This is a genomic window from Streptomyces sp. GD-15H (assembly GCF_045291515.1).
Taxonomy (GTDB): Bacteria; Actinomycetota; Actinomycetes; order Streptomycetales; family Streptomycetaceae; genus Streptomyces.
In genome coordinates this window covers 4,663,050-4,680,968 of sequence record NZ_CP149447.1, presented here as the reverse complement: position 1 = coordinate 4,680,968, position 17,919 = coordinate 4,663,050, and the positions used below count along the sequence as shown (strand labels likewise).

Below are 17,919 nucleotides of genomic sequence, written 5' to 3'. Positions count from 1 at the left end.
GAGGCGCCCCGAGCATCCCGCTCGGGGCGCCTCCCGCATGGAGGAGCACATGAGCCCCCGCAAGCCCAACATGGAGTCGTCCATCTACTTCGGCGCCGACGGCTGGTGGCACGGCCGCGTGACGATGGGCGTCAAGAGCGACGGCGGCCCCGACCGTCGCCACCGCCGGGCCCGCACCGAGGCCGAGATCAAACGCAAGGTAAGGGAGCTGGAACGCCAGCGCGACCAGGGCCGCGCGCCCGCCGCCGGCCGGAAGCCGACCGTCGCCGCGTGGATGGAGACCTATCTCACCGATATCGCGAGCCTGAAGCTCAAGCCGCGCTCGCTCGATGACTACTGGTCCAAGACACGGAACGACATCATTCCCGGCGTTGGCAAGCACCGCATCGACAAGCTGCAGCCTGAACACCTGGAGCGGATGTACCGGGCCATGCTCGACGCCGGGCACGCTCCCTCGCACGTCCTGAAGGTGCACCGCATCCTGTCCCGCGCCCTGAAGATCGCCCACCGCCGCCGCATCATCGGGGAGAACGTCGCCACGCTCGTGGACCCGCCCAGCGTGGACGAGACCGAAGCCAACCCCTTCACAAGGGAAGAGGCGAAAGCGTTCCTGGAAACCGCGGCGAAGCGGCCCACCTTCATGCGGTGGATCGTCGGTGTCGGCATGGGGTTCCGGCAGGGCGAAACGCTCGGACTGCGCTGGTCGTACGTCGACCTGGAGGCAGAGCTGTTCCGCCCCGAGTGGCAGCTTCAGCGCCTCACGTGGCGCCACGGATGCGCCGACCCGCATGCCTGCGGAGGACGTCTGCACCGTTTCGAGCCGTGCCCGCCGGACTGCACCGCGCACAGGGGCTACAAGCGGGGTTGCCCGAAGCCGTGCACCAGGACGTGCACGAAGCACGCGAGTGCCTGCCCCGAGCGCAAAGAGGGCGGGCTCACCTTCACCCGGCCCAAGACCAGGAAGAGCCGGAACGCCGTGCCGATCCCGCCTGTCTTCGTTCCCTTCCTCCATGACCACAAGGCACAGCAGGACGTGGTCCGAGAAACCGCTGGTGAACTGTGGCAGGAGCACGACGTGGTGTTCTCGCGGCCGGACGGCCGACCGCTGGACCCCCGCGCCGACTACGGGGAGTTCAAGGAGCTGCTCAAGGAGGCCGGGATCGATGACCGCCGCCTGTACGACGGGAGCCGCCACACCGCCGGCACCATCCTGAACGAGCTGGGCGTCGACATGCCCACCATCATGGAGATCTTGCGGCACACCCAGATCAGCCAGACCCGCCGGTACGTCAAGGGCCGGTCCCACCTGTCCAAGGACGCCATGCGGCGGATGGGCGAGTTCTTCGTGCCGCCGCCGTCGCTTCCCACGTCTCCGGCGGGCCCGAATCCAGGCCCCACTGAGACCAGAACTGAGACCGCCGACACCCGTACAGCACGCTCCCTGCGCCGCCGTCGCATCCGCTGAACGAAAAAGCCCAGCTCAGAGACTGTCTGAGCTGGGCTTCGGATGGAGCCCCCTGTCGGATTCGAACCGACGACCTACGCATTACAAGTGCGTTGCTCTGGCCATCTGAGCTAAGGAGGCGCCGCGCACGCGCGGAGCGCGCGAGGGCGGGTCCACTGTACACAGAGCGGCTTTCGCCGAGCCACGCACTCGAGGGCGGCGGACGCGCCCGCTCACTCCAGTCCGTACGCGAAGGTGTACGGCACCTTCGTCTCCCCGTGCCGGTAGGTGAACTCGCCGGTGCCGCGCAGCCCGGTCAGTTCCCCGGTGCCCGAGCCCTCGACGACCTCGAAGGAGCAGTGGACGGTCCCGTCGGGTTCGAAGCGCCCGCGCTCCTCTACGACGAAGGTGCCCTCGTGCCCGTCGACACGGCCGCGGACGAGTTCCATTCCCGCGAAGGAGCCGGTCGTGCCGGTCAGGTAGGAGATCGCGTAGTCGCAGGTCGTGGACTCGGCCTCGATGCCACCCGTGAAGGCGTTGGTGACGGTGGCGTGCGCGAGCCGGGGGTGGGTTTCCTCCGGGCCCACGGGGACCTCCTTCCAGTCGGCGAAGGTGAAGTGGCCGGTGGTCCGGGTGGTGGGCATGAATGGTTCCCCTTCGGTCGTGCCGCCGGCGAGGACCGTCCCGCGCCGAACCGGCACGACCATCCTGGGAGCCGTACCTGACATCTCCTGTCAGGTACGTCCGGGGCGCGGGAGAATGCCTCCCGTGCGTGCCGACCGGCTTCTCTCCCTGCTCCTGCTGCTGCAGAACCGCGGTCTGATGACCGCCCCCGAACTCGCGGCGGAGCTGGAGGTCTCGGTGCGCACCGTGTACCGGGACATCGAGGCGCTCGGCGCGTCCGGGGTGCCGGTCCGTGGCGAGCGCGGGCCGGAGGGCGGCTACCGCCTGGTGGAGGGATACCGCACCCGGCTGACCGGGCTGACGGACGCGGAGGCCGGTTCGCTGTTCCTGGCCGGGCTGCCGGGACCGGCCGGGGACCTCGGCCTGGGGGCCGTGCTGACGAGTGCCCAGCTGAAGGTGGAGGCCGCCCTGCCCGGCGCACTCGCGGATCAGGCCCGGCGGGTGCGTGAGCGGTTCCACCTGGACGCCCCCGCCTGGTTCCGCGACGCGGACCCGGTGCCGCACCTGGAACGGATCGCCGGGGCGGTGTGGGAGCGGCGGGTGCTGAGAACCCACTACCGGCGCTGGCGGGGTGAGGTGCACCGGGAAGTGCGCCCCCTGGGGCTCGTGTTGAAGGGCGGCATCTGGTACCTCGTGGCGCTGTCCGAGGACGTCGTGCGCACCTACCGGGTGTCGCGTTTCCGGGCTGTGGAGGAGACGGGCGACCTGTTCACCCGTCCCGCCGGGTTCGCTCTCGCCGCGTACTGGGCGGAGTCCTCCCGGCGGATGGAGGCGGCGCTGCGGCAGGACACCGCCCGGCTGCGGCTCTCGCCCCGCGGACAGAAGCTGCTGCCGATGCAGTTCGGGGCGGCGGGTGCACGGGCGCTGCGGGAGGCGGGGCCGCCGGACGGCGAGGGGTGGGTCGAGGTGGAACTGCCCGTCGAGTCGGAGGCGGTCGCCACCGGCGATCTGCTCCGGCTCGGCACCGAGGCGGAGGTGCTCGGTCCGCCGGGGCTGCGGCAGGCGGTCGCGGGGGCCGTGAAGGTCCTCGCCGAGCGTTACGCGGCCGAGCGGTGACGCCTGCCGGCGAAAGTCTCCGCGAAGTCCACAGGGCTTCAGGTGCTGACAGATCAGGTGAACGCCGGTACCGTCCTGTGCCAGTTCGCTTCTGTGGACTGCACCATTCGGAACCACAACGGAACATCCCGTCGTGGCACCACCTTCCTACTCGGATCGTCCGGCACGTTCCTGCCGGTAGAAGGGGGCCCATTCACCATGGCCACTGTCACGTTCGACAAGGCGACCCGGATCTACCCCGGTTCGACCAAGCCCGCCGTGGACGCGCTCGAGATCGACATCGAGGACGGGGAGTTCCTCGTACTCGTCGGCCCGTCCGGCTGCGGCAAGTCCACCTCGCTCCGCATGCTCGCGGGGCTCGAGGACGTGAACGCCGGCGCGATCCGCATCGGTGAGCGCGACGTCACGCACCTGCCGCCGAAGGACCGGGACATCGCCATGGTGTTCCAGAACTACGCGCTGTACCCGCACATGACGGTCGCCAACAACATGGGCTTCGCGCTCAAGATCGCCGGTGTCAACAAGGCGGAGATCCGGCAGAAGGTCGAGGAGGCCGCGAAGATCCTCGACCTGACGGAGTACCTGGACCGCAAGCCGAAGGCGCTCTCCGGTGGTCAGCGTCAGCGTGTCGCCATGGGCCGCGCCATCGTGCGTGAGCCGCAGGTGTTCCTCATGGACGAGCCGCTGTCCAACCTGGACGCCAAGCTCCGTGTCTCCACCCGTACGCAGATCGCGAGCCTGCAGCGCCGCCTCGGCATCACCACGGTGTACGTGACCCACGACCAGGTCGAGGCCCTCACCATGGGCGACCGCGTGGCGGTCCTCAAGGACGGTCTGCTCCAGCAGGTCGACACCCCGCGCAACATGTACGACAGGCCCGCCAACCTCTTCGTGGCCGGCTTCATCGGCTCCCCCGCGATGAACCTCGTCGAGGTGCCCCTCACGGACGGCGGCGTGAAGTTCGGCAACTCGGTGGTGGCCGTGGACCGTGACGCGCTGTCCGCCGCCACCGACAAGACCGTCACCGTCGGCGTCCGCCCCGAGCACTTCGACGTGGCCGGCGCCGAATCCGACCAGGGCCTCGCGGTCACCGTGAACGTGGTCGAGGAGCTGGGCTCCGACGCGTTCGTGTACGGCACCGCCAAGCTCGGCGACGAGTCCAAGGACCTCGTCGTCCGCGTCGGCGGCCGCAACGTGCCGGAGAAGGGCAGCACGCTGCACGTCGTGCCGCGGTCCGGCGAGACCCACGTCTTCTCGACGTCGTCCGGCGCGCGCCTGTCCGACTGAGAGCCGTGACCGAACCGTCACACCACGCCGGGTAATTCACCCGACTTGATGAGGGGGCCCCGCAGACCGCTGCGGGGCCCCCTTCAATGCGCCTGCATTGTCGATAAATACCCGGCATTCGCCGCATTTCGAGCAGCGTGCGTCAACGCGTTACCCAGGAAACGTCCCGCCCATGTCACCCGAACCAGTGACTGTATGTCTCCATGCCATCACCGGACGCTACTCTCACACGCGTGAAGCACTCCACTACGCCTCAGACGCGAAGCGGCCGGGGCCCCGGCCGCCGGGTCGGTCGCACCCTCGCCTTCGTCCTGCCCGTCGTCCTGGTGTTCTCCGGGACCCTCGCGGTCGCCCGGGTCAACTGGTCGGGGAGCCCTACGAGTCCGGTCCTCGCCGCCGCCGACACGGCCGTGTCCGGTGCGTCCTCGTCCGGCGCCTCCTCGCGTGCCGCCGCGCGCGCCCCGCACGAGGTGTTGCGGGACACGCTCCTGGTCGAGTTGCAGAAGGAGAACCCGGGCGTCGCCCTCACCCACCTCCAGCAGGCGGTGAACGACCGCCCGTCGCTGGCGCGGCACTGCGCGTCGATCGCGCGTGCGCTGGGCAAGGCGGCGGTCCAGGTGTACGGCCCCACCAAGGCCCAGTCCTTCGCCCGTCCGGTCTGCGACACCTCCTTCGCGTCGGGGGTGCTCACCTCCCACGGCTGAGCCCGTCCCAGGGCCCGAGCCAGGGCCCGCGGTAGGGCCCGCCGTCCGGTCCGCCGACCGCCACGTACAGTGCGTTCATGACCGATCCGAGCGCCGCGTCGCGGCCCGTGCAAGCCGTCGTCCTGGCCGGCGGCCAAGGTTCCCGGCTTCGTCCGTACACCGACGACCGGCCCAAGCCGATGGTCGAGATTCCCGGTACGGGGACCCCGATCATCGGCCATCAGCTCTCCTGGCTCGCCGAGGAGGGCGTCACGGACGTGGTGGTCTCCTGCGGCCATCTCGCCGAGGTGCTGCAGAAGTGGCTGGAGACCGCCGACCTTCCCCTCTCCGTCACCACCGTCGTCGAGACGGAGCCGCTCGGCCGCGGCGGCGGCCTGAAGTACGCCGCCACCCGCCTGCCGCACCCGGACCAGCCCTGGTACGCCACGAACGGCGACATCTGGACCCGTTTCTCGCTGCGCGACATGGCCGACTTCCACACCGAGCGGGACGCCGTCGCGACCCTCGCCCTGGCCCGCCCGCGCATTCCGTGGGGGGCCGTGCAGACCGACGGGTTCGGTCACATCACCGACTTCATCGAGGCCCCGCCGTCGACGTTCGAGATCAACGCGGGGGTGTACGTCCTCTCCCCCGAGTTCGCCGACCTGCTGCCGGAGCGTGGCGACCACGAGCGCACCACGTTCCCGCGGCTGGCCCGTGAGCGCCGGCTGGCCGGGTTCCCGATCCCGCAGGGCTCCTACTGGCGGGCGATCGACACCGCGAAGGACCTGACGGAGGCGGCGAAGGAACTGGCGTCCCAGAGCCGCTGACCCGCCCGCGTACGGCGAGGGGCCCCGCACGGTGACCGTGCGGGGCCCTCGCCGTACGCGGGTCGGCCGGGCTATCCCAGGAGGCCGCCCACGAGCCGGCCGGGCTCCTCTGCGGACGGGGCCTCTTCCCCCCGCTGCCGCTCGGGATGCCGCCGTCGCCGCCGCCCGTGGTGCCGCCGCCGGAGGTGGGCCCGGAGCTGGTGCTCGGCGCCTGGTCGACCGGGGAGGACTGCTGGGGCGGAGCCTCACCGGAGGTGCCCTGGGTCTGGCTGGGCGCGCCGGTGGCGGCACCGCCGGTGTCCCGGGTCGCGCCGGGGCTGGTGGCGCCGCTGGACGGGCCGGTCGTTCCCGGGGTGGCGCCCTGGGTGGGTGACGTGGAGGCGGACGGGGTCCCCTGCCTGCTCTTCTCGCCGGACTCCTTCGGAAGCGGGGAGCCGGGCAGTTCGTTGCGCGGGGCCTCACCTGGCCCGGGGACGACCACGCGGTCGGAGTCGCGCACGGCACCGCCGAGCAGCGAGCCGACGAGCAGGGTGAGTCCGCAGACGACGACGGTGATGAGGGCACCGCGGCGCAGTACGTAGCGGCGCAGGTCCCAGAGGTCGGAACGGGGTCCGAGGCGGCGCCAGGCGCGGGCGGCGAGACGGCCGTCGACGGAGTAGACGGGGGCGCCGGCGATGATCAGCGAGGACCAGGCGGCGAGGCAGATGATGTCGGGCGCGTCGTAGGCGGGGGCGCTCTTCCAGCTGACGGTGACCAGCAGCGCGGCGGAGAGCATGGCGCCGACGCCGGCGGCGACGCGCTGCCAGCAGCCGAGGACGGTGAGGACGCCGACGATGACCTGGAGGAAGGCGATGACGAGTCCAGCACCGATGGGGTGCTCGAGGGCGAACTGCTGGAGCGGCCGGGCGACTTCCCAGGGGTGCAGGGTGTTCAGCCACGTCACCATGGAACCGCGTGTGCCGCCGTCGAAGTAGACGGGGTCGCAGAGTTTGCCCATGCCGGCGTAGACGGAGATGAAGCCGAGGAGGACGCGCAACGGGAGCAGGACGACGCCGAGGTTCATCCGGCGGCCGGGGTAGTAGGCGTGCCGGGCCGGGTCGTCGTGGTGGCGCTTGGCCCGACGGCCGCCGGATTTCCGGTCGGTGGCGGCCCGGTGGCCACCGGTGTCCTCGAACTCGCCGGTTCCGTAGCCCTGTTCGGCGTAGCCCTGGTTGTCGTAGGGCTGGTCGTCGTAGCCCCGGTCGTCGTAGGCCGGTTCGTCGTAGGCCGGTTCGTCGTAGGCGCTGCCGACGGTGCGCAGGGGTGGCAGCAGGGGCGGTGCGCCGCCGTGGGTGCGCTGGGGGCCGACGAAGGGCGTTTCGATGGGCTGGGTGGCGTCCGGGTCGTCGGCGTAGCCGTACCCCTCGCCGACGCGGGGGATGACCTGGGTCGCTCCGGCGTCGGTGAGCGGTTCGTCGGCGTGGTGGAGGCCTTCGTGGCGCACTGCCTGGAGAAGCCGGTGCGCGCCGGTGTCGTCGGGGGCGGAGCGACCGCTCCAGACGACGGGGCGCCGACGGGCCGCGGCTCCGCCCGGGGCGCCCATGGTGGTGACGACGGGGATGCGGGCCGTGTGCTCGGCGGCGCTCAAGTGCTGTGCGATCCGCGGGGAGGGGGCGCGTCGCTTCGAGACGCCCAGCTGCACGCGGAAGCTGGCGTGATTGACGATGACCTGCGCCGGATCGCTCGGCACCTTCACCATGCTCAGCGCGGGAGCGTCGTCGAGTCCCGACGAGCGGTCCCCCGTGGGTGTGCGGGGTGTTCTGGTGTCCACACTCATCTAACCGAGTGACGTGGTGATAGGACACTGCTGTGACGCGCCGGATGTGTCCGGACCGCGTCAAGCTTGTCCGGACCACCCGGAACACCCCGTGCGGGTGAGGGTGCCGAACGCCCGTTCAGGCGCGGCGGCGTGCCGCCTCGTACAGCACCACTCCCGCCGCCACACCGGCGTTGAGCGATTCGGCGCCGCCCGGCATCGGGATCCGCACCCGGAAGTCACAGGTTTCGCCGACCAGTCGGGACAGTCCCTTGCCCTCGCTGCCGACGACGATCACGACCGGGCCCGCCAGCGCGTCCAGTTCGCCGATCTCCGTCTCTCCGTCGGCGGCCAGCCCGACGATCGCGATCCCCGCCTTCTTGTACGCCTCCAGGGCGCGCGTCAGGTTGGTGGCGCGGGCGACGGGTGTACGGGCGGCGGCACCGGCGGACGTCTTCCAGGCACCGGCGGTCATCCCGGCGGCACGCCGCTCGGGGACGAGGACGCCGTGGCCGCCGAAGGCGGAGACGGAGCGGACGACGGCGCCGAGGTTGCGCGGGTCGGTGACCCCGTCGAGGGCGACGATCAGCGGGTCCCGGCCCTCGTCGTGGGCGCCCACGACGAGGTCCTCCGGGTGTGCGTACTCGTACGGCGGGACCTGGAGGACCAGGCCCTGGTGGTTCAGGCCGTTGGTCATCCGGTCGAGTTCGGGGCGGGGGGCCTCCATGAGGTTGATGCCGCCGCGCTCGGCCGCGAGCTGGAGCGCCTCGCGCACCCGCTCGTCGTTGTCGATGAACTGCTGGATGTACAGCGTGGAGGCGGGCACGCCCTCGCGCAGCGCCTCGACGACGGAGTTGCGTCCGACGACGAGTTCGGAGGTCGAGCGGCCGCCGCCGCGCCGCTGCGGGGCGCGTCCGGCTGCGCGGCGGCTCTTCGCCTGGGCGGCGCGCTGCTTGGCGTGTCCCTTGCGCATCTCGGCGGGGGGCGTGGGCCCCTTGCCCTCCAGGCCCCGGCGCCGTTGGCCGCCACTGCCGACCTGCGCGCCCTTCTTGCCGGACATGCGGCGGTTGTTCGCGGCCATGATGTACCCGTCTCCGTGAAGTCGTTGGCGCGTGCCTGCGTACGTGCTCATGTACGTCCGCAGGCACGCACGCGTGCGTGTGTGTGACGTCTGTGAAGTGTGCCGCGCGGAGGCCCGGACGGCACAACCCGATCTTGGGGAACCCGGAGATTCCAGGAGGTTCCCCTTCCTTCCTCAGCGCGTGCCGAGGCTCCAGCGTGGTCCCTGCGGGCTGTCCTCGATGGCCAGTCCGGACTGGCCGAGCTGGTCCCGGATGGCGTCCGCGGTGGACCAGTCCTTGCGGGCGCGGGCGGCCTCGCGCTGGTCGAGGACCATGCGGACGAGGGTGTCGACGACGCCGTTCAGGTCCTCGCCGCGGTCGCCGTCGCCGGCCCAGTGCGCGTCGAGGGGGTCCAGGCCGAGGACCGCGAGCATGGCGCGCACCTCGGCGAGGCGGGCGACGGCCGCTTCCTTGTCGTCGGCGGCCAGCGCGCTGTTGCCCTGCCGGACGGTGGTGTGCACCACCGCCAGGGCCTGCGGTACGCCGAGGTCGTCGTCCATGGCCTCGGCGAAGGCGGGCGGCACCTCGGCGGCCGGCTCGACGGCGTCGGCCGTGCCGGTCAGCTCGCCCACCCGCTGGATGAAGCCCTCGATCCGCGCGAACGCGGATTCGGCCTCACGCAGGGCGTCCTCGCTGTACTCGATCATCGAGCGGTAGTGCGGGGTGCCGAGGTAGTAGCGGAGCACGAGGGGCCGCCAGCGCTTGACCATCTCGGAGACGAGCACCGAGTTGCCGAGCGACTTCGACATCTTCTCGCCGCTCATCGTGACCCAGGCGTTGTGCACCCAGTACCGGGCGAACTCGTCGCCGTAGGCCTTGGCCTGGGCGATCTCGTTCTCGTGGTGCGGGAAGATCAGGTCGAGGCCGCCGCCGTGGATGTCGAAGGCGGCACCGAGGTACTTGTGGGCCATCGCCGAGCACTCCAGGTGCCAGCCGGGACGCCCGCGGCCCCACGGTGTCTCCCAGCTCGGCTCGCCGGGCTTGGCCGCCTTCCACATGGCGAAGTCGCGCGGGTCGCGTTTGCCGGTCTCGCCCTCGCCGGACGGCTGGAGCAGGTTGTCGAGCTCCTGGTTGGACAGTGCCAGGTACTCGGGGAACGAGGTGACGGCGAAGTAGACGTTGCCGTCGGCCTCGTAGGCGTGGCCGCGCTCGATGAGGCCGCGCATCATCTCGACCATCTCGGTGATGTGGCCGGTGGCGCGCGGCTCGTAGGTCGGGGGAGGCAGCCGAGGGCCTGGTAGCCGTCGGTGAAGGCGCGCTCGTTCTCGTAGCCGATGGACCACCAGGGGCGGTTCTGCTCCGCGGACTTCGCGATGATCTTGTCGTCGATGTCCGTGACGTTGCGGATGAACGTCACCTTCAGGCCGCGGTACTCGAACCAGCGGCGCATGATGTCGAAGTTCAGCCCCGAGCGGATGTGCCCGATGTGCGGTGCCGCCTGCACGGTGGCACCGCACAGGTAGATCGAGACGCAACCCGGCTGCAGCGGGGTGAAGTCACGAATCTGCCGGGCGCTGGTGTCGTACAGGCGAATAGTCACCCCTCCAGGGTAGTCGGCCCGGGGCGGTGCCTCGCTCCCCTTTCCCCGGCCCGTGTCGTCAGCCGGTGTGGACGACGAGGGCGGTGGCGACTGCCATCAGCCCTTCGCCGCGGCCGGGGAACCCGAGCCCGTCGGTGGTGGCGCCGGAGACCGACACCGGTGCGCCGACGGCCTCGGTGAGGATCTTCTGGGCCTCGTCCCGGCGCTTGCCGATCTTGGGCCGGTCCCCCACGACCTGCACCGCGACGTTGCCGATCCGGAAGCCGGCCGCCCGTACGATCCGCGCGGCCTCGGTCAGCAGGGTCACACCGGAGGCGCCGGACCACTCGGGCCGCCCGGTGCCGAAGTGCTGTCCCAGGTCGCCGAGGCCGGCGGCGGAGAACAGGGCGTTGCAGGCGGCGTGCGCCACGACGTCGGCGTCGGAGTGCCCGGCGAGGCCGGGGCCCTGGCCCTCCCACTTGAGGCCGGCGCACCACAGTTCCCGGCCGTCCTCGAAGGCGTGGATGTCGGTGCCGACGCCGACCCGCGGGAGCACCGGCGGTGACTCGGAAGCCGGCGCGTGAGCCAGTGACTCAGAAGCCATCGTTGAGCCTCCTGCGGGCCAGGACCGCCTCCGCGAGGACAAGGTCCAGGGGGCGGGTGATCTTGAAGGCCTCCTCGTGGCCGGGAACGGTGACGACGGTCCGGCCGAGCTGCTCGACCATGCTCGCGTCGTCGGTGACGTTGTCGGTGACCGTCTCGTGCGCGTGCACCAGGGTGGCCCGGTCGAAGCCCTGCGGAGTCTGCACGGCACGCAGCAGGGACCGGTCGGGGGTGGCGACCACGGGCTCCGGCTCGCCGGGGGCGGCGGCCGGTCCGACCTGCTTGACGGTGTCGGCGAGTGGCAGCGCCGGGACCACGGCGGGGGCACCGTCACGGACGGCCGCGACGACGGCGTCCACGGTGTCCACGGGGACGAGCGGGCGGGCCGCGTCGTGCACCAGGACGATGTCGAAGCCGGGCGGCAGGGCGTCGAGGCCGAGCTTCACCGACTTCTGGCGGGTCTCCCCGCCGGGGACGACGACGAAGTCGGTGCGGTCGGGCAGCGCGTACACGTCGAGCAGTGTCTTGACCTCCGCGGCGCCCTCGGGCGGGGCCACGACGACGACCAGGGAGACGGCGCGGGAGGCGGCCATGGCGCGGATCGCGTGGATGAGCATGGGCGTGCCGCCCAGCGCGCGGAGTGCCTTGGGGGCTCCCGGCCCGAGGCGTACGCCCGGCCGGCGGCCGGGATCACGGCCGCCGTGCGGGCGGTCGTACGGCCGGACACGGGGTTCGACGGCGGCGGAAGGAGCGAATCGTCAGACATCGGTTCCTGTCAGGTCTGTGTGCTCGGCCCAGGGAGTTTGGTGACAGGGCCTGGGTGGGTATGGCCTGGGCGTAGCCCCTGCTCCCGGAGTGGGGGAGTACCGGGAGTACCGCCCTGACCAGCCCCTTCCGTGACTCTGGTCGGGTCGGCCGCCCGGGCCCGGCACCCCAGGGGCGGGGGCACGCGTGGTGCCGCTTTCCCCGGCACGGCGCGCGTACCGGGAAGCGCGGCGGGTGTGGTGGGGGGACGGTGTCGATGCGGGGCCGGTGTCCGGTTACGGACGTGCCGAAGCGCCCGGCGACATCACATCCGTCATCGGGCACCGCAGCATTTCGACGCACTTCGATGTACGTGCTGGCGACGTGAAGCTCCGCCTGCTTCGTTCCTCTCGCCTTACGAAGCGAGAACCTCGTCGAGGAGAGCCTCGGCCTTGTCTTCGTTGGTCTTCTCCGCGAGGGCGAGCTCGCTGACCAGAATCTGGCGCGCCTTGGCGAGCATGCGCTTCTCACCGGCGGAGAGTCCGCGCTCACGCTCGCGACGCCACAGGTCACGCACGACTTCCGCGACCTTGATGACATCGCCCGAAGCGAGCTTCTCCAGGTTTGCCTTGTAGCGACGGGACCAGTTCGTGGGCTCCTCGGCGTACGGTGCGCGCAGCACCTCGAAGACCCGGTCCAACCCGTCCTGACCGACCACATCACGTACGCCGACGAACTCCGCATTGTCCGCTGGCACACGCACCGTCAGGTCACCCTGGGCGACCTTCAGCACCAAGTAGGTCTTGTCCACGCCTTTGATCTGGCGAGTTTCAATAGCCTCGATCAGCGCGGCCCCGTGATGGGGATAGACCACGGTGTCGCCAACCTTGAACGTCATGTGACAGGTACCCCTTCCGTGGCTATCCAGGGTAACACGGATACGGCGTGTCCTGAATGGCGTTTTCGCAGGTCAGGGCCATTCTCGGGGCTTGACAACAGCATCAGGAACGTGCTTCGACCGCCGAGCGGAAGTACGTATTCGCAGGTCGGAGGGGCCCTTCAGGGCGAGCGAAACGCGTACGTCACACGCGTCCGGAGGCCCTCACAGGTGGCCAAACATCCCCATATGTCCATCCCCAAGTGCTCGAGTTCCGCTACTCCGTTCGGTGTGCGCGGCAGGGTTCCGGTCGAATCCGGAATTGATCACACGCCCTCCGGGGCGAGCGGCCGGTGATCAATTTCCGGACCGCCCCGGCACTTTCCGGCCCGCCGCCGCATTCCTTCACGAAATATGCGCCACTCCGACGGGGGACGTCCCCGGCCGCACTTATGTGAATGCCGGAGAAGTACGTGACCGAAGTAACCGGCGAGTCACTTACGCGAGTCATCCACGGGGCCGTCCGCGGGTACGCGGGCGGCTGCGCGGACAGCCGCGGAAACGGCCGACGATCGGGTGACGACCGCGGTCCGCGCGCACCTTCCGGAGGAACGGCGGACGTCGCGGGGAGGGTCGGGTGCGGGCGCGTGGGAACGGCTCGATAGCCTGAGGGCTGCTGACAGACACTTAAAGGCGGCCGACCCGGCCGCCACCGCTCGCTCGAGTCAAGGAGTTGCCGCCGCCGTGAGCAGCAGCCTTCGACGCGGCGCCATCGCCGCCGCCGCCATCGCGTTCTCGATCGCCTCGCTCTCCGCGTGCGCGGCCGGCCACAACGCCCAGACCCTGCAGGTCCAGCCGGACAACGCCGCGACGACCGTCGGCGACATCAAGGTCCAGAACGCCATCGTCGTCACCCAGCCGGACCGCGAGTCCACAGGCCCGGCCGTCGTCGCCGCGACCCTGTTCAACGAGGGCCGCACCGACCAGACCCTGGAGTCCATCACCCTCCCCGGCACCGGCAAGGCCGCCGAGCTCACCCCCGCCGAGGGCGGCAGCCTGACCGTCCCGGCCGGCGGCTCGCTCATCCTCGGCGGCGCGGACAACGCCTCCGCCGTCCTGCCCAGCAGCCGTGAGGCCGTCCAGGACGGCAACGCGCAGAAGGTCACGTTCACCTTCAGCGAGACCGGTGACGTGAGCCTGCGCGCGTTCGTCTACCCGGCCGAGAGCTTCTTCAGCGGATGGGGCCCGAGCGAGATCCCGGCCGCGCCGGGCACCTCCACGGAGCCGTCGGCGGAAGCGTCCGACGCCCCCGCCGACGGGGCCGAGGGCTCCGCCGACTCCGACACCTCGGACGCTCCGGCGGGCACCCCGTCCGACGCGGCCTCGGCCAGGCCAGGCCGACGACTGAGCGACAGCGACACCCGTCGGTACGACGGTGGGCGGGACCCCTGCGCAGGGGTCCCGCCCACCGTCGTACCGACGGGTGTCGGCCACAGGTGCCGGGCAATGGCCCGGAGCCCGTCTACGGCTCGAACTTGTAGCCGAGACCGCGGACCGTCACCAGGTAGCGCGGCGCGCCCGGGTCCGGCTCGATCTTGGCGCGCAGCCGCTTGACGTGGACGTCGAGGGTCTTGGTGTCGCCCACGTAATCGGCGCCCCAGACCCGGTCGATGAGCTGCATCCGGGTCAGCACGCGCCCGGCGTTGCGCAGCAGCATCTCCAGCAGGTCGAACTCCTTGAGCGGCAGGTCGACCTTGGTGCCGCCCACGGTGACCACGTGCCGGTCGACGTCCATACGGACCGGGCCGGCCTCCAGAGCGGCGGGGGCGACCTCCTCGGGCTCGCCCCTGCGGCGCAGCACGGCGCGGATACGGGCGACCAGCTCGCGCGAGGAGAACGGCTTGGTGACGTAGTCGTCGGCACCTATTTCCAGGCCGACCACCTTGTCGATCTCGCTGTCCTTGGCGGTCACCATGATGACGGGGACGTTGGAACGGCCACGCAGCTGGCGACACACCTCGGTGCCCGGCAGGCCGGGCAGCATCAGGTCGAGGAGGACGAGGTCGGCGCCGTTGCGCTCGAACTCGTCGAGTCCGTCGGGCCCGGTGGCCGCGACGGCGACCTCGAAACCCTCCTTGCGGAGCATGTACGACAGGGCGTCGGAGAAGGACTCCTCGTCCTCGACGACGAGCACTCGGGTCACGGAAGGACCTCCGGGGAGGGAAGCGTTTCGTACGCGGATGAATCGGAAGAGTGGGGGGATGAGGGGGTGGACCGTCCGGCCTCGCCGTCGAGGCCTTCGGGTTCGTCCTGGTGGGACGACGTGGGGACACGGTCGCGGGCGGGGGCCGCGGCGGCCTCGGGGAGCCGCAGGGTGAACGTGGAGCCCTGGCCTTCGGCGCTCCACACCGTGACCTCCCCGCCGTGCGAGGCGGCCACGTGCTTGACGATCGCGAGGCCCAGACCCGTACCGCCCGTGGCACGGGAGCGGGCCGGGTCGACGCGGTAGAAGCGCTCAAAGACGCGCTCCTTCTCCTTCTCGGAGATACCTATGCCCTGGTCGGTCACGGCGATCTCGATCAGGTTCCCGCTCGGTCGGCCAACCCTACGGGCCGCGATGCCGACGCGGGTGCGGGCGGGTGAGTAGTTGACGGCGTTCTCGACGAGGTTGCCGAGGGCGGCGGCGAGCTGGCCGCGGTTGCCCCACACGCGCAGGTCGGCGGCGCTCGCCTGGTGCCCACCGCCCTCCTGATCGGGCCCTTCGAGCCCTTCGGTTTCTTCGGACCCCTCGGGCGGCCACACGTTCGAGGCCATGGTGATCTGCTTGGTGCCCGCCGCGTGGCGGCAGCGGTCGACGGCCTCGGCGACCAGTTCGTACACGTGGACGGGTTCGGCGTCCTCGAGCGGGTCGTCGTTCTGGACGCGGGAGAGGTCGATGAGCTCCTGCACCAGACTGGTGAGGCGGGTGGCCTCGCCCTGCATCCGGCCGGCGAAGCGCTCCACCGCCTCGGGGTCGTCGGAGGCGTCCATGACGGCTTCGGAGAGCAGGGAGAGCGCACCGACGGGAGTCTTGAGCTCATGGCTGACGTTGGCGACGAAGTCACGCCGTACCGCCTCGATGCGGCGGGCCTCGGTGAGGTCCTCCACGAGCAGCAGGACGAGTCGGGAGCCGAGGGGCGCCACCCGCGCGGAGACCGCGAGGGCCTCGCCGCGCCCGGTGCCGCGGCGGGGCAGGTCCAGTTCGACCTGCCGTATCTCGCCGTCCCGCCGGGTGTCGCGGGCCATCTGCAGCATGGGTTCCACGGCGAGCTCGCCGCCGCGGACCAGCCCGAGGGCGTACGCGGCGGAACTCGCCTTGACCACGCCGTCCGCCTCGTCCAGGACGACGGCGGAGGAACGCAGTACGGACAGCACGGTGTCCACGCCCGGCGGAAGCACCGGGTCCGTGTGCAGCGAGGAACGCGTGGGACGTCGCTGTTCGCGCTCGCTGAAGCGGAACGCCAGCACGGCGATGACGCCGGTGAGCACTCCGGCGATCGCCGCCGCTGCGGCGACCGCCGCGTTCACGTCCATGTGTCCAGGTTAGGCATGCGCCGACCCGTGGCCACAGCCATGGGAGAACAAGCTCGAACACTCGTCGCCCAGAGTTCACCTCGGAGCCAGGGGTGGTTCATTCAAGGGGACGGAATCAGACGCGTAGGGAACGGAACGTGGGAGCGTGGAGTTTCGCACCGTCGGTCGCGCGGGGTTCGCACCGTCGGCTGCGTGGCGGGGGCATCCGCCCCGGAACCCCGCGGGAGCCCCGGCTCCCGAAGCCCCGAGTAGACGCACGAGAGGAACCCTGATGCGGGACGCGTACCACGAGGAACTGGATTCGATCGGCGACAGTCTGGTGGAGATGGCCCGACTGGTCGGGTCGGCGATCGGGCGCGCCACGACGGCCATCCTCGACACCGACCTGAAGCTCGCCGAGCACGTGATCGAGGGCGACCAGAAGGTCGACGAGCTCCAGCACGACCTGGAGGCCCGTGCCATAGCCCTGCTGGCGCGCCAGCAGCCGGTGGCGACCGATCTGCGGATCGTCGTGACCTCGCTGCGCATGTCGGCCGACCTGGAGCGGTCCGGCGACCTGGCGCAGCACGTGGCGAAGCTGGCCCGGCTGCGTTTCCCGGAGCGTGCGGTTCCGCAGGACCTGCACGCGACCATTCTGGAGATGGGCCAGCTGGCCCAGCGCCTGATGGCCAAGGCGGCCGAGGTGATCATCACCAAGGACGTCGACCTGGCGCTCCAGCTGGAGCAGGACGACGACGAGATGGACCTGCTGCACCGCACCCTCTTCCAGCACCTGATGGACGACCGCTGGAAGCACGGCATCGAGACGGCCGTCGACGTGACGCTGCTGGGCCGCTACTACGAGCGCTACGCCGACCACGCGGTCTCGGTCGCCAAGCGGGTGGTCTACCTGGTCACGGGCGAGCACGCGGACGAGATCCAGCCGGACATCCAGCCGGTGCCGGGGGCGCGGGAGGCCTGAGGGGCCTGAGGTCGGCTGAGGGCCTGAGGTGGCTCTGAAGTGGCCTGCCCTGAAGGTGTCGGGGGCGCGGGAATCGGCCGAGGGCGCGCGGGAGCCTCGATGCGCCGTTGATGCGCCGTTGATGCGCCCAGCGGAACGGGCATCCAATGGGCACAGGCACGGCACCAGTCTCGAGGAGGGACCCATGGCCGATTCCCCCAGCTTCCCCGGCACGACGCCCGACCCCACGCAGGAGCGCGAGACGGAGCAGCCCGCCGAGATCAGGAGCCTGCCCCTGATCGCCGCGTGCGGCTGCGGCTCGGGCTGCGGCTGCGGCTGCCAGTCGGGCAGCCCCTGCCAGTGCTGAGCACGCCCACTCGAAGGCCCCGGTGACCACCGGGGCCTTCGGCATGCCGGGCGGCCGGTGCGGGCGCAGCATGGAAGTACGTCCGGAGTCGGTACGTACGGCCCGGATCGGGAAGGAGGTGCGAGGCCATGACCCAGTTCATGGACATCCACCACGGCATGCAGGGCATTACGGAGGACCAGCTGCGGCAGGCGCACGAGGCCGACCTCGCGATACAGGAGGAAGAGAGCGTCTACTTCCGGCAGGCCTGGGCGGACCCGGAGTCCGGCACGATCTACTGCCTCTCGGAGGCCCCCTCCGCCGACGCGGTGCAGCGCATCCACGAACGCACCGGCCACAAGGCCGACGAGATCCACGCGGTGCCGCTGTCGGTGCAGTGAGCGCATCCCCGCCGGA

14 protein-coding genes, 1 tRNA gene and 4 pseudogenes are annotated in these 17,919 nt (G+C 71.0%); 9 read left to right on the top strand and 10 right to left on the bottom strand.

Features of this window, described 5'->3' with window-relative positions:
• The first annotated feature begins 49 nt into the window (after positions 1-49).
• On the top strand, positions 50-1,465 hold the full coding sequence (locus tag WJ438_RS22140) for a tyrosine-type recombinase/integrase (protein ID WP_406726775.1): 1,416 nt from the start codon (positions 50-52) through the stop codon (positions 1,463-1,465).
• A gap of 43 nt (positions 1,466-1,508) precedes the next feature.
• Here WJ438_RS22140 and WJ438_RS22135 read toward each other — a convergent pair.
• Together WJ438_RS22135 and WJ438_RS22130 are read right to left on the bottom strand one after the other, a co-directional pair.
• Positions 1,509-1,585 (bottom strand) — tRNA-Thr (locus WJ438_RS22135).
• Positions 1,586-1,677: 92 nt separating this feature from the next.
• The gene (locus WJ438_RS22130; protein ID WP_406726774.1) at positions 1,678-2,088 is read right to left on the bottom strand and encodes a DUF3224 domain-containing protein; all 411 of its coding nucleotides are present in this window, start codon (positions 2,086-2,088) and stop codon (positions 1,678-1,680) included.
• A 115-nt stretch (positions 2,089-2,203) separates the two neighbouring features.
• Between WJ438_RS22130 and WJ438_RS22125 the strand changes: the two genes are divergently transcribed.
• The 4 genes from WJ438_RS22125 to WJ438_RS22110 all read left to right on the top strand — a co-directional run bounded on the left by WJ438_RS22125 (position 2,204) and on the right by WJ438_RS22110 (position 5,984).
• Entirely contained in the window at positions 2,204-3,184 is a 981-nt protein-coding gene (locus tag WJ438_RS22125; protein WP_406726773.1) for a helix-turn-helix transcriptional regulator, read from the top strand.
• A gap of 198 nt (positions 3,185-3,382) precedes the next feature.
• Positions 3,383-4,471, top strand: coding sequence for an ABC transporter ATP-binding protein (locus tag WJ438_RS22120; RefSeq protein ID WP_406726772.1), 1,089 nt, complete (start codon positions 3,383-3,385; stop codon positions 4,469-4,471).
• Positions 4,472-4,704: 233 nt separating this feature from the next.
• Complete coding sequence (locus WJ438_RS22115; RefSeq protein ID WP_406726771.1) at positions 4,705-5,175, top strand: hypothetical protein; 471 nt, start codon at positions 4,705-4,707, stop codon at positions 5,173-5,175.
• Between the two features lie 77 nt (positions 5,176-5,252).
• On the top strand, positions 5,253-5,984 hold the full coding sequence (locus tag WJ438_RS22110) for an NDP-sugar synthase (protein WP_406726770.1): 732 nt from the start codon (positions 5,253-5,255) through the stop codon (positions 5,982-5,984).
• 71 nt (positions 5,985-6,055) lie between these two features.
• On the opposite strand, the pseudogene WJ438_RS22105 reads toward WJ438_RS22110, so the two are convergent.
• The 6 genes and pseudogenes from WJ438_RS22105 to WJ438_RS22080 all read right to left on the bottom strand — a co-directional run bounded on the left by WJ438_RS22105 (position 6,056) and on the right by WJ438_RS22080 (position 12,664).
• Positions 6,056-7,800: pseudogene (locus WJ438_RS22105) on the bottom strand (DoxX family membrane protein).
• Between the two features lie 118 nt (positions 7,801-7,918).
• Entirely contained in the window at positions 7,919-8,860 is a 942-nt protein-coding gene (gene rlmB, locus WJ438_RS22100) for a 23S rRNA (guanosine(2251)-2'-O)-methyltransferase RlmB (protein ID WP_406726769.1), read from the bottom strand.
• A gap of 174 nt (positions 8,861-9,034) precedes the next feature.
• Positions 9,035-10,440 (bottom strand): annotated as a pseudogene (gene cysS, locus WJ438_RS22095) (cysteine--tRNA ligase).
• A 58-nt stretch (positions 10,441-10,498) separates the two neighbouring features.
• Positions 10,499-11,023: a 2-C-methyl-D-erythritol 2,4-cyclodiphosphate synthase gene (ispF, locus tag WJ438_RS22090; RefSeq protein WP_406726768.1), complete on the bottom strand. Its 525-nt coding sequence runs from the start codon at positions 11,021-11,023 to the stop codon at positions 10,499-10,501.
• Positions 11,013-11,788 (bottom strand): annotated as a pseudogene (gene ispD, locus WJ438_RS22085) (2-C-methyl-D-erythritol 4-phosphate cytidylyltransferase). The gene ispF and the pseudogene ispD overlap by 11 nt, the downstream one beginning before the upstream one ends.
• Before the next feature lie 393 nt (positions 11,789-12,181).
• On the bottom strand, positions 12,182-12,664 hold the full coding sequence (locus WJ438_RS22080; RefSeq protein WP_042168913.1) for a CarD family transcriptional regulator: 483 nt from the start codon (positions 12,662-12,664) through the stop codon (positions 12,182-12,184).
• Between the two features lie 723 nt (positions 12,665-13,387).
• On the opposite strand from WJ438_RS22080, the pseudogene WJ438_RS22075 reads away from it, so the two are divergent.
• Positions 13,388-14,032: pseudogene (locus WJ438_RS22075) on the top strand (DUF461 domain-containing protein); the annotation flags it as partial.
• Between the two features lie 133 nt (positions 14,033-14,165).
• On the opposite strand, the gene WJ438_RS22070 reads toward WJ438_RS22075, so the two are convergent.
• Positions 14,166-14,846, bottom strand: coding sequence for a response regulator transcription factor (locus WJ438_RS22070; RefSeq protein WP_030403545.1), 681 nt, complete (start codon positions 14,844-14,846; stop codon positions 14,166-14,168).
• Positions 14,843-16,216, bottom strand: a complete 1,374-nt coding sequence (locus WJ438_RS22065) for a sensor histidine kinase (protein ID WP_406726767.1) — start codon at positions 16,214-16,216, stop codon at positions 14,843-14,845. The genes WJ438_RS22070 and WJ438_RS22065 overlap by 4 nt, the downstream gene beginning before the upstream one ends.
• 271 nt (positions 16,217-16,487) lie before the next feature.
• Between WJ438_RS22065 and phoU the strand changes: the two genes are divergently transcribed.
• The 3 genes from phoU (at position 16,488) to WJ438_RS22050 (ending at position 17,903) form a co-directional block, all read left to right on the top strand.
• Complete coding sequence (gene phoU, locus WJ438_RS22060) at positions 16,488-17,177, top strand: phosphate signaling complex protein PhoU (RefSeq protein WP_406726766.1); 690 nt, start codon at positions 16,488-16,490, stop codon at positions 17,175-17,177.
• A 184-nt stretch (positions 17,178-17,361) separates the two neighbouring features.
• Positions 17,362-17,523, top strand: a complete 162-nt coding sequence (locus WJ438_RS22055) for a hypothetical protein (protein ID WP_406726765.1) — start codon at positions 17,362-17,364, stop codon at positions 17,521-17,523.
• A 128-nt stretch (positions 17,524-17,651) separates the two neighbouring features.
• Positions 17,652-17,903 carry an SCO4226 family nickel-binding protein gene (locus WJ438_RS22050; RefSeq protein ID WP_406726764.1) on the top strand — a complete coding sequence of 84 codons (252 nt, stop codon included), beginning with the start codon at positions 17,652-17,654 and terminating at the stop codon, positions 17,901-17,903.
• Positions 17,904-17,919 lie beyond the last annotated feature (16 nt).

Excerpts from the sequence above, each read along its gene's own strand:
- WJ438_RS22080 (WP_042168913.1), bottom strand. The coding sequence starts at position 12,664 with ATGACGTTCAAGGTTGGCGACACCGTGGTCTATCCCCATCACGGGGCC.
- WJ438_RS22050 (WP_406726764.1), top strand. The coding sequence starts at position 17,652 with ATGACCCAGTTCATGGACATCCACCACGGCATGCAGGGCATTACGGAG.
- phoU (WP_406726766.1), top strand. The coding sequence starts at position 16,488 with ATGCGGGACGCGTACCACGAGGAACTGGATTCGATCGGCGACAGTCTG.
- rlmB (WP_406726769.1), bottom strand. The coding sequence starts at position 8,860 with ATGGCCGCGAACAACCGCCGCATGTCCGGCAAGAAGGGCGCGCAGGTC.
- WJ438_RS22125 (WP_406726773.1), top strand. The coding sequence starts at position 2,204 with ATGCCTCCCGTGCGTGCCGACCGGCTTCTCTCCCTGCTCCTGCTGCTG.
- WJ438_RS22120 (WP_406726772.1), top strand. The coding sequence starts at position 3,383 with ATGGCCACTGTCACGTTCGACAAGGCGACCCGGATCTACCCCGGTTCG.
- WJ438_RS22140 (WP_406726775.1), top strand. The coding sequence starts at position 50 with ATGAGCCCCCGCAAGCCCAACATGGAGTCGTCCATCTACTTCGGCGCC.
- WJ438_RS22130 (WP_406726774.1), bottom strand. The coding sequence starts at position 2,088 with ATGCCCACCACCCGGACCACCGGCCACTTCACCTTCGCCGACTGGAAG.
- WJ438_RS22110 (WP_406726770.1), top strand. The coding sequence starts at position 5,253 with ATGACCGATCCGAGCGCCGCGTCGCGGCCCGTGCAAGCCGTCGTCCTG.
- WJ438_RS22055 (WP_406726765.1), top strand. The coding sequence starts at position 17,362 with ATGGCCGATTCCCCCAGCTTCCCCGGCACGACGCCCGACCCCACGCAG.
- WJ438_RS22065 (WP_406726767.1), bottom strand. The coding sequence starts at position 16,216 with ATGGACGTGAACGCGGCGGTCGCCGCAGCGGCGGCGATCGCCGGAGTG.
- ispF (WP_406726768.1), bottom strand. The coding sequence starts at position 11,023 with ATGGCTTCTGAGTCACTGGCTCACGCGCCGGCTTCCGAGTCACCGCCG.